The organism is Microbacterium sp. 1154, assembly GCF_031455375.1.
In the GTDB taxonomy this organism is placed as follows: Bacteria; Actinomycetota; Actinomycetes; order Actinomycetales; family Microbacteriaceae; genus Microbacterium.
The window spans coordinates 468733-477957 of the sequence record NZ_JAVDSN010000002.1 but is presented as its reverse complement, the minus strand read 5'-3'; the positions used below and the strand labels follow the sequence as shown (position 1 = coordinate 477957).

At 71.8% G+C, this 9225-nt stretch carries 6 protein-coding genes; 4 read left to right on the top strand and 2 right to left on the bottom strand.

Annotated features, from left to right (window positions below; translation table 11 throughout):
* Positions 1 to 488: 488 nt before the first annotated feature.
* Positions 489 to 3164 carry a phosphoenolpyruvate carboxylase gene (locus tag J2X55_RS11615; RefSeq protein ID WP_309823553.1) on the bottom strand — a complete coding sequence of 892 codons (2676 nt, stop codon included), beginning with the start codon at positions 3162 to 3164 and terminating at the stop codon, positions 489 to 491.
* Positions 3165 to 3714: 550 nt separating this feature from the next.
* Between J2X55_RS11615 and J2X55_RS11610 the strand changes: the two genes are divergently transcribed.
* Both J2X55_RS11610 and hisS read left to right on the top strand, forming a co-directional pair.
* The gene (locus J2X55_RS11610; RefSeq protein ID WP_309823575.1) at positions 3715 to 4311 is read left to right on the top strand and encodes a MazG family protein; all 597 of its coding nucleotides are present in this window, start codon (positions 3715 to 3717) and stop codon (positions 4309 to 4311) included.
* A gap of 181 nt (positions 4312 to 4492) precedes the next feature.
* Complete coding sequence (gene hisS / locus J2X55_RS11605) at positions 4493 to 5740, top strand: histidine--tRNA ligase (RefSeq protein ID WP_309823573.1); 1248 nt, start codon at positions 4493 to 4495, stop codon at positions 5738 to 5740.
* A 16-nt stretch (positions 5741 to 5756) separates the two neighbouring features.
* On the opposite strand, the gene J2X55_RS11600 is transcribed toward hisS, so the two are convergent.
* Positions 5757 to 6614: a helix-turn-helix transcriptional regulator gene (locus J2X55_RS11600; protein ID WP_309823551.1), complete on the bottom strand. Its 858-nt coding sequence runs from the start codon at positions 6612 to 6614 to the stop codon at positions 5757 to 5759.
* 127 nt (positions 6615 to 6741) lie between these two features.
* Between J2X55_RS11600 and J2X55_RS11595 the strand changes: the two genes are divergently transcribed.
* Positions 6742 to 8184, top strand: a complete 1443-nt coding sequence (locus tag J2X55_RS11595) for an MFS transporter (protein WP_309823549.1) — start codon at positions 6742 to 6744, stop codon at positions 8182 to 8184.
* A 183-nt stretch (positions 8185 to 8367) separates the two neighbouring features.
* On the top strand, positions 8368 to 9171 hold the full coding sequence (locus tag J2X55_RS11590; RefSeq protein WP_309823547.1) for an SGNH/GDSL hydrolase family protein: 804 nt from the start codon (positions 8368 to 8370) through the stop codon (positions 9169 to 9171).
* The last annotated feature ends 54 nt before the right edge of the window (positions 9172 to 9225 follow it).

Below are 9225 nucleotides of genomic sequence, written 5' to 3'. Positions count from 1 at the left end.
AGGGGGGACCCTGTGGGAGAGTAGGACACCGCCGGACTTCTTTTAGTCGAAATGGCCACCCAAAGCTGGGTGGCCATTTCGCATTTACGGGCACAATTCCGTGTGCGTAACGGTCAGCGCCGGTGCGCTCCCTTCCCCTCGGGGGGGGAGGGGAGCGCACCGGCGCTTGCGCATACCCGCTCTCCTCGCGGTCGCGATCGCGAGTTCGCTGACCGGATGCTGGCCGTGCGCCCGTACCGAGGCAATGCGGTCGTTCGATGGAAGATCGAGTCCTCGGGCCGCTGGCTCGTCCCGTACCGGGGCTATCGGCGGCGCGGGTGTCTCTCTCGGCGCGGTCGTGTGCGCGGCCTCATGCGCCTCGGGCGGCGGTGCTGATCTCCTGACAGCACCGCCGCCCGTCCCCGCGTCGCTCCTGGGCACAATGTCGCTGAAACAGAACGCGCCGACTCCCGCGAGGGGAGCCGGCGCGCGACAGAGCGGACCGCTGGTCAGCCCGTGTTCTGCAGACCCGCCGCCACACCGCTCACAGACAGGAGCAGGAGGCGCTGGTGTTCGGCATCCGGAGTCGGGTTCTCGGCGTCCGCGTCGCGGAGGGCGCGCAGAGCCCGCAGCTGGAGGAGCGAGAGCGCGTCGACGTACGGACTGCGCATCTTGACGGCCCGCTGGAGGATCGGCTTGTTGCCGAGCAGGTCTCCACCGGTGATGCGCTCGACCCATGAGCGGGTGAGGAGCATCTCGTCCATGACGAGCTGGGCGAGGTCGTCGCGGTCTCCGAGGGCCAGGTAGCGGCGGGCGATGCGTTCGTCGGCCTTCGCCAGGCTCATCGCAACGTTGTCGATCATCGTGCGGAACAGCGGCCACTGCTCGTAAGCGTCGCGCAGGCGCTGCTCGTCGCCGACGGCGTCCAGGGCGGCGCCCAGGCCGAACCAGCCGGCGAGGTTGATGCGGGCCTGCGTCCACGAGAACACCCACGGAATCGCGCGGAGGTCTTCCAGCGACTCGACCGAGAGGCCTCGGCGGGCCGGGCGCGAACCGAGCGCGAGATGCCCGAGCTCTTCCATGGGGGTGACGGTGGCGAACCACGGCGCGAAGCCGGGCGCCTTCACCAGGGCGAAGAAGCGCTCGCGCGAGGCGACGTCCATCGTGCTCGCCACGTCGGCGAACGCGTCCGCCGCGCCGCGATTGCGGCGCTCGATCGAGGGGGAGGATGCCGTGAGCACGGCCGCCGCGACCTGATCGATGTGGCGCATGGCGATGTCGGCGTCGCCGTAGCGGGCGAAGATGACCTCGCCCTGCTCCGTGAGCTTGAAGCGACCGTCGACGGAGTGCGGCGGCTGCGCGAGGATCGCCGAGTTGGCGGGTCCACCACCGCGACCGAGCGCTCCACCGCGGCCGTGGAAGAGGGTGAGCTCGATGCCCTCGGCCTGCGCCCACGTCGAGATCTTCGCCTGCGCCTCGTACAGCGCGAGGTTGGCGGCGACCGGTCCGACGTCTTTCGACGAGTCGGAGTAGCCCAGCATGACCTCGAGGCGGCGGCCCGTGGCATCCAGTCGACTGACGAAGGCGGGGTGCGTCACGATCTCGGCGAGGATGCCGGGGGCTGCCTGTAGATCCGCGAACGTCTCGAATAGCGGGATGACATCGAGCACCGGCAGCTTCTCGCCCGGACCCATGGCGTACGTGGCGAGCTCGTGCACGTTCGCGAGGTCTTCCGCCGACTGCGTGAACGACACGATGTAGCGGCCCGCCGCGCGCGGCCCGAAGCGCTCCTGGACGTAGGCGATCGAGCGGAACACCTCGAGTACCTCGTCGGTCAGCTCGCTGCGCTCACCGCCTGCGCGAAGCTCGTCGAGCACCTTGCGGTGCACCGCCGAGTGCTGGCGCACCTCCAACTCGGTGAGGTGGAAGCCGTACGTCTCGACCTGCCACACCAGACGCTGCAGGGCACCGTAGGCCTGACGCGCGGCGCCGGCGGCGACGAGCGAGTCCTGCACGACGCGGAGGTCGGCGAGCAGATGCTCGGGGTCGCGGTACGCCAGGTCGGCGTTGCGCGTGCGGGTCGCGGCGATCTTGCGCGCCAGAAGCAGCAGAATGCGGCGGTGCGGCTCGTCGGGCGAGCGCTCGGCGATCTCTGCCGCCGCGTCCTCGTCGGCTGCGCGCAGACGGTGCCACAGCGCGACCAGGGCGTCGCTGGGCGGGGTGCTCTCGGCATCCAGGGTCAGGCCCCGGCCCACGCGCTGCGTGGTGCGCTCCAAGCCGAGCAGCACGTGCTCGCTCGCGATGCTCGCCGCCTTGCGGGTGACGGATGCCGTGACGAACGGGTTGCCGTCCCGGTCGCCGCCGACCCACGAGCCGACGCGCACGAACGGTTTGACGATGGGGGCGCGGGCGCCGGCGTTCTCGCCCTGCAGGATGTCGTCGATGCGGCGGTACACCCGCGGAACGGCGGTGTAGAGCGTCTCGTCGAACACCGCCATGACCGAGCGCACCTCGTCGACCGGTGACGGCTTCTCTCGGCGGAGCGGCGCGGTGCGCCACAGGGTGTCGATCTCTTCGAGCATGCGTCGCTCGGTGTGGCGCGTCTCGGTGGCGTTCTCGCCCGCGGCATCCCGCTCTCCGAGGAGCTCCGACAGGCGGCGGATGCTCGTCGAGATCGCGCGGCGCCGGGCCTCGGTGGGGTGGGCCGTGAAGACGGGGTGGAAGCGCAGCGCCTGCAGGCGGGCCAGGGCCGTCTCTTCGCCGACCTCGCTCGACAGGCGTTCGAACGCGGTGGCGATCGTGTCGGGCGTCCCGCCGCTCCGGGAGGGCCGGTCACCGCGTTCGCGGAGCACCCGCACGCGCTGGTGCTCCTCGACGAGGTTCACGAGATGGAAGTACGCCGTGAACGCCCGGGCCACCTCGTCGGCCCGCTCGATCGAGAAGCCGTCGGCGATCGCCGCGGCCCGCTCGAACGCCTCGGGCGTCTCGTCGGTGTAGGCCTGGATCGTCGCCGAACGCAGCCGCTCGACATCGTCGTACAGTCCGGGGGAGCCGCTCTCCTGAAGCACACGGCCCAGCAGCGAGCCGAGCAGGCGCACGTCGGCGCGCATCTGCTCGGGAAGCTCCTGGCCGGCTTCGAAACGGCCCACGAGGTCGATCGCCTCGGTCGGGGTCAGTTCACGCACACGGCCAAGATTATCGGCGTCGCGCGGGTCCGGAATCACGTGTAACGGCGGCCGGCGAGTTCTGAGCGGAGCCGGGCGGGCAAGAGACGTGCCCAACTCCGGAGTTTCTCCTGCCGTGAGGCCCCGGCGTCGCAGAAATTCGCGAGTGGTGGGGCGGCGGTGGTCGGAACCTCCGGAGTTTGGCCCGGGTCGGGCGTGGGTCGGCCGCCGCGCAGTTCTCCGGGGTGGCGGGCCGGGTGCGGGGTGAGGGGGTGTGCCGCGCTCCGGAGCTCTGTTGCTGTTGGGCGGGGTTTCGCCAGCGTCGGGGCGGTGGCGCTCGGAGAGTCCGGAGTCCGGCCCGGGTCGAGCGCGGACCTGGACCGGGGACGGGGGCGGCAGATTGGATGCCGGCGCGGGCATCGCACGCGAGAGGCGCGCCGTACGCGCCGGTGCCGTCCGGCGCGGGAGATACTCGGGCGAGCGGTGCCGACGGGCCCGCGACCGAGGTCGGGTATCCGCCCGGGGAGGAGACGCCGTGAGCGACGACGCGCTGCGACAGGCCGCCGAGACGATGCACGCCGTGCGCGAGCGCTGCGTCTGGACGCAGCAGATCGACCACCGTGACCTCGTGCCCTATCTCGTGGAGGAGAGCGCCGAAGTCATCGACGCCGTGGAGTCGGGCACGCGCGAGGACCTGCGCGAGGAACTCGGCGACCTGCTGTGGCAGGTGCTGTTCCACGCGGAGATCGCCGCGGGCGACCCCGACGACCCCTTCGACATCGACGACGTCGCCCGCGGCCTGACCGAGAAGATGGTGCGGCGTCATCCCCACGTCTTCGCGGATGCCGTGGCATCCACTCCCGAAGAGGTGCTCGTGCACTGGAACGCGGCCAAGGCCGCCGAGAAGAGCGAGCGCACGAGCGTGCTCGACGGGGTCAGCGAGCACATGCCCTCCCTCGCTCTCGCACAGAAGCTCGTCGGCAAGGCCGGGCAGGTCGGGGTCTCCGCGCCGGCGCACCGCCTCGCCGACCCGGCGACCGAGGCGGAACTCGGTGACGCCCTGCTGGCCCTCGTGCAGCTCGGTCGCTCCCGAGGGTGGGATGCGGAGCGCGCCCTGCGCGAGCGCCTTCGTGGGCTGCGGGCCGAGGTGCGCGCGACCGAGGCATGACACGCGACTGACGGCATGCCGCCGGCGGCGTCCGTGAGATCGCGCGGTCGGTGCGACGTGACACGCTCCGGTGACGTCGTGTGACCCCACCCCGAATGTGTGATCTCGGTCCCGCCGCGCGGGAGCACCCGCCCGACCCTGGAACAATGGACTCGTGGCATCCGTGAACCCGCCGCGCGGCATGCGCGACTTCCTCCCCGCCGACAAGGCCCGTCGCGAGCGCGTGCTCGCCGTCATCCGCGAGCGCTACCGCGCGCACGGCTTCGACGAGATCGAGACCCCGGTCATGGAGGACTACGATCGCCTCCACGCCGGTCTGGGCGGCGACAACGAGAAGCTGTCGTTCAGCATCCTCAAGCGGGGGATGGATGCCGACGGCATCCGTGCCGCCGCCGACGATCAGGCGGCGCTCGCCGATCTCGGTCTGCGCTACGACCTCACGGTCCCGCTCGCCCGCTTCTACGCGACGCACCGCGCCCAGCTGCCCGCGGTGTTCCGTTCGGTGCAGGTCGCGCCGGTGTGGCGCGCGGAGCGGCCCCAGAAGGGGCGTTACCGCCAGTTCATGCAGTGCGACATCGACATCATCGGCGACGCATCGGCGCGGGCCGAGGCCGAACTCATGATCGCGAGCCTCGACGTCCTCGACGCCCTGGGGCTCGAGGGCGGCTCGATCCGCGTCAACGACCGTCGCGCTCTCGACGCCATGCTCGACGTCTTCGGCTTCGCGCCCGAGGAGCGTCCCGGCGTGCTCATCACCATCGACAAGCTCGACAAGGTGGGCCCCACCGGGGTCGTCGCCGAGCTGCGCGAGCGCAGCGTGAGCCCCGCGGCCGTCGACGCGTTCGCCGAGTACCTCGACCGGCCCGCCGCCGGGTCGTCCTTCGACGACGCGGGGATCCGCGCAGCGCTTCCCGCCGGTATCCCCGACGAGGTCGTCGCCCACCTCGTCGACCTCGGCACGACGGTCGCCGCCGCCCGCGGGGGAGACGTGCCGCTCGTGTTCGACCCGTTCCTCGTGCGCGGCATGGGCTACTACACGGGGACGATCTTCGAGCTCGCCCACCCGAGCGTCGACTACTCGCTCGGTGGCGGCGGCCGTTACGACGGCATGATCGGGCGCTTCCTCGGGCAGCAGGTGCCGGCCGTGGGCTTCTCGATCGGCTTCGAGCGTCTCGTCGACCTCCTGCCGGAGTCGGATGTCGACGGCGACCGCTCCGTGGTGCTCGTGCACGACCGCGACGTGCCACTCGCACAGCTGCTCGCCGTGAAGGCACAGCTCGTCGCGGACGGCGCCCGCGTACGCGTCGAGCAGCGGCCGAAGAACATGAAGGCATTGCTCGAGCGTTCCGCGGCCGACGGCTACACGGCGTTCGCGACGGTCGGAACCGACACCACGAGCGAGACGCTCGAGCTCAAACCGCTGAGCTGAGCGTCTGCGCGGCGGGCTACGCGACCGCGCTGATCAACGCCTCGTGAGGGCTTTCCGCCGCGAGGCGTTCCAGACGCGTCGCGGTCGCGGCATCCCTCGGTGAGAACCAGACGACACGCGAACCGAGTCCCTCGTCGATCCACAGGCTCGACATCTCGAGGTTCAGCTCGCCGACGCGAGCGTGCACGAGGTGCTTGCTCGCGTTGCGCTCGCCTCCGACATCCCCGAGGCGCCACAACTCCGAGAAGCGCGGCGACATCTCTTCGAGCTCCCCGATGAATCGCTGCCACGACGGTTCTTCGTGGTGCCGCCCGTAGGCGGAGCGCAGACGCGCGGCGATCCGCCGCTGCGCGTGGTCGAGGTCGACGTGGGCGCGTTGCCAAGCGGTGTCGGTGAACAGCAGCACCGCGCAGTTGCGCTGTTCCTCCGCCACCTCGTCGAGGTCGTCGAAAAGGTACCGGTACGCGCGGTTGTAGGCCCGGATGTCGAATCGCGAGGTCTGTACGGCAGCGGGGTACGGCAGAAGTTTCTCGAGCAGGTCGAGGTGCGCCTGGCCCACGCACATGCGTGCTTCGCGGTCGGGCAGCGGCAGGTCGGCGAGGGCGAACAGGTGGTCTCGCTCGTCGTCGCTCAGCTGGAGGGCGCGCGCGATCGAGGCGACGACCTGGGCGGATGCCGCGATCGGCCGCCCCTGCTCGAGCCAGGTGTACCAGGTCAGGCCAACGCCGGCGAGTTGCGCGACCTCCTCGCGCCGGAGCCCGGCGACTCGTCGGCGTGAGCCGTCGGGCAGACCCACGTCCGCGGGGCGGAGACGTGCTCGACGGCTGCGCAGGAAGCCCGCGAACTCGGCGCGGGCCTCGTCGGATCGACTCATGGCATCCCTCTCTCGCGGCCGATCATAGAACGGCTCTCCGACATCGACCGATGCGGAGAGGAGTGGTGTCAGTACCAGGATGAAGGCACTCCTGGTACCAGGATGCCGCGATGTCCATCCTGGCACCATGACGACTTCCGCACACCCCTCGACCGGGACCGCGCCGGTGCCCATCCGTCCCGGCACCGCCGAGGTCCCCACCTGGCGCTACCTCGGTTTCCTGCTGGGCCCGGGTGTCGGTACGTTCGCCTTCAACGCGGTGACGGTGATCCTGCCGACGCTTCACGAACGTTTCGGGGCCGGCGACGTCGCCCTCGAGCTGGTCATCGCGGGCTACGGCATCCCCTTCGCCGTCCTGCTCATCCTGGGCGGCCGACTCGGCGACCGCTTCGGACGTCACCGCCTGTACACGCTCGGGATGGGGCTCTTCCTCGTCTCGGCCATCGCGTGCGCCCTCGCCTCCTCGATCGAGACGCTCATCGCCGCCCGCATCGTGCAGGGTGTCGGTGCGGCGCTGTGCACGCCGCAGGTGCTCGCCACGATCCAGGCGACATCGCAGGGCGCCGCGCGCACGCGGGCGATCTCCGCGTTCGGCGCGAGCGGCGGCATCGGCGCGGCGGTCGGGCAGGTTGTCGGCGGCGCGCTGGCGGCCCTGTCGTTCGGGCCCGTCGACGGGTGGCGCGCGGTGTTCGTCGTTGTGGCGCTGACCGCCGTCGCGGCGATCGTTCTGGCACCGCTGGCTCCGCGCTCGCGGGCGCACGAGACCGTGGCGATCGACCTCGTCGGAACCGGGGCGCTGGGGCTCGGCATCCTCGCCGCGTCCATCGCCCTGACCTTCGGGCCGGCCTGGAACTGGTCGTGGCCCGTCGCGGTCGCGCTCGTCGTCGCCGCGGTGGCCCTGGTGGCGATGTGGAAGCACCAGGATGCCATCGAGCGCTCCGGCCGCGTGCCGCTGCTGCCGCCGAGCGTGCTGCGCCTGCGTCCGCTGCAGCTGGGGCTGATCGCTGCGGGGCTGTTCTTCGCCGGATACTCGGCGCTGCTGTACGTCTTCCCCCGCGCCGTCGAAGCGGGTGGGCTTACGTCGCTGCAAGCGGGGCTGGCGCTGCTGCCCTTCGCGGTGGTCTTCGCGGTCGTGTCGCTCACCGTCGCGCGGATCCAGGCGCGCCTCGGCGACGGCACGCTCGTGCTGGGCGTCGCGCTGCAGATCGTCGCGCTCATCGCGATGGCGGCGACCCTCGCCGTGGCGTGGGGGAGCGAGATCGGTCTGTGGCTCCAGCCCGCTCTGCTGCTGCTCGGGGCCGGGCAGGCGCTGATCTTCTCGCCCCTGACCCAGCTGGTGGTGCGGGAGGTGCCCGTCGAGGCCGCGGGCCTGTCGGGCGGGATGTTCAGCACCGCCCAACAGCTCGCCCTGTCGTTCGGCGTGATCGTCATCGGCGGGCTCGTGTCGCTCACCGGCGTGGCCGGTCGCGACGAGCTCCTCGCCGGACTCGCTCTCGATATCGCGCTCGCCGTCGCCGTTCTCGCGTTGGCTCTGGTGCTGCGGGCACGGGGCCGCCGCTCGATGGCGTGACGGGGCGCCGGCGCGAGCCGATGCACCCGTGTCGAGTGTCCACGACACGCCGCGGCAGCGTGCCGACCTGCGGTGTGTCGTGGACACTCGACTGTGCGACGCACGGGATGCCGGGAGCCAGCCGTCGCCCCACCGTCACGGCCCGGCCACCCGGCGTTCACCGCGGGCCGGTGTCATCGAGGCATGCGCGCGCGTCGACCGGTGACCCTGACCGCGGCGTCCGTGGTGGCGCTCGCCGGAGCCGGGGCGGTGGGGTTGCGCGCCCTCGTCACCCGGCAGGCCGCCATCGCCCGACGCCGTATCGGCAAGCCCCTCGGGGAGCAGGCCCTCGACGCCGACCGTGTGTGGCGGCGGAAAAAGCACCCCGGGATGCCGGTCGAGCTGCTCGTGCTCGGGGATTCGATCGCCGCGGGGCTCGGCGCGGGCCACCGGCGCGACACGCTCGGCGCCCGGCTCGCGAAGGGCATCGCGCGAGAGGCCGGGCGACCCGTGCGGCTGCGGACCGCGGCGGTCGTGGGTTCGGAGACCTCGGCCCTCGCCGCGCAGGTGGCATCCCTCCCGGCGGACTACCGGCCGGATGCCGCCGTCATCGTCGTGGGCGGCAACGACGTGACGCACCGGGTTCCGGCATCCCGGTCGGCGGAGCAACTGGAGAACGTCGTCCGCGATCTTCGCGGGCGGGGTGTGCCGGTCGTGGTCGGAACCTGCCCCGACCTCGGCACCCTGCGGGCGATTCCGCAGCCGCTCCGGGCGCTCGCCGCGCGGTCGTCGCGGCAGTTGGCGTCGGCCCAGGCCACCGCCGTGCATCGCGCGGGTGGCCGAGTGGTCGGGCTCGCGCGAGCCGTCGGGCCGGTGTTCGCGGAACGACCCGACGAGATGTTCAGCGTCGACCGCTTCCACCCCAGCGCCCTCGGCTACCGGCGCACGGCGGAGGCGCTCCTGCCGGCGGTCCTGGCCGCGTTGGACTCGGGCCGGGTGGGCGGCTGAGTCCGCCGGACCCCCACCTCACGCATAGGTCCCGGATCTACTTTTCTTCCACGC